The sequence below is a fragment of the Roseateles saccharophilus genome (assembly GCF_004342485.1).
GTDB classification, from domain to species: domain Bacteria; phylum Pseudomonadota; class Gammaproteobacteria; order Burkholderiales; family Burkholderiaceae_C; genus Pelomonas; species Pelomonas saccharophila.
On sequence record NZ_SMBU01000102.1, the window covers coordinates 1 to 1,188 of the forward strand.

1 protein-coding gene is annotated in these 1,188 nt (G+C 63.5%); it reads right to left on the reverse strand.

Going from position 1 to position 1,188, the window contains the following annotated elements; all coding sequences use genetic code 11:
- Positions 1-145 precede the first annotated feature (145 nt).
- On the reverse strand, positions 146-1,114 hold the full coding sequence (locus EV671_RS26570) for an IS5 family transposase (protein WP_132576902.1): 969 nt from the start codon (positions 1,112-1,114) through the stop codon (positions 146-148).
- Between the last annotated feature and the right edge of the window lie 74 nt (positions 1,115-1,188).

Here is a 1,188-nt window from a genome sequence, read left to right on the forward strand (position 1 = left end):
GGCTGTGCTGAACAAGTAGACGATTTCGACGCGGCTTCGTGTCGACGTTTTACTTGCTCGAACTGACGTCGTATTGCCCCGCCCATGCCGAGTTTTTCGGCCCTTTTGAGGCAGCAGGCGCGTCGCGCGCCCACTGCGGACGCACTCATGCCACCAGGCGCTTGCGCGCCAGGTAGATGTTGGCCAAGCCCAGCGCTACGAACGCTCGCGTGGCGTTCTTGGCCAGCCCTTTGTAGCGAACCTTGGCGAAGCCGAACTGGCGCTTCACGACTGCGAACACGTGCTCCACCCGCGAGCGCGTCTTGGACTTGATGCGGTTGACGATGCGCTCCAAGTCGGCCAGATGCCCGGTGCCCCGGACCCTCTGATTCGTTCGATCCTTGGCCTTCGGGGCCTTGGTCGCGATCAACTCCTGCTGGGAGGCGTAGGCGCTGTCGCCGAAGACCTCCAGCTCCTCGCCGTGCAGCAGTTCGGGCAACGGGTGCTTGTCATGAACGTTGGCCGCCGTCACCACCGCGCTGTGCGCAAGACCCGTCTCGCTGTCAACGCCGATGTGCAGTTTCATGCCGAAGTAGTACTGCTGACCCTTCTTGGTCTGGTGCATCTCGGGATCTCGCTCGCCCTTGTCGTTCTTGATCGAGCTCGGCGCCGAGATGATGGTGGCATCCACGATGGTGCCCGTGCCGACCTTCATGCCCTTGCTCTGCAGCACTTCACCGACCTTGGCGAACAGCGCGGCACCCAGCTTGTGCTTGTCGTCCTCCAGCAAGCGGCGGAACTTCAGCAAGGTGGTGCCGTCGGGCACGCGCTCGTGGCCCAGGTCGATCCCCACGAAACGACGCAGCGCCGTGCTGTCCAGCAGCGCTTCCTCGCAGGCCTCGTCGGCAAGGTTGAACCAGTGCTGCACGAAGTACATGCGCAGCATGCGCTCCAGGCCAATGGGAGGCCGGCCCTTGCCAGCCTTGGGGTAGTGGGGCTCGATGACTTCGCACAGATCAGCCCACGGCACGATGGCCTCCATCGTCTGCAGGAACACGTCGCGCCGGGTCGGTCTGCGATACCGCTCGAATTCCGCACCCTGATCGGCAGCCGCCGCGAGTGTTGCTTGCTTCATGCGAGCATCATCCCGACGCAGCGCTCACCTTGCCACCTGATCAACCCGCAAGGCGGACCTTAATCAGCGTAGCC

Bases quoted from the DNA above. Each gene is read 5' to 3' on its own strand.
- EV671_RS26570 (WP_132576902.1), bottom strand. From the start codon at position 1,114: ATGAAGCAAGCAACACTCGCGGCGGCTGCCGATCAGGGTGCGGAATTC.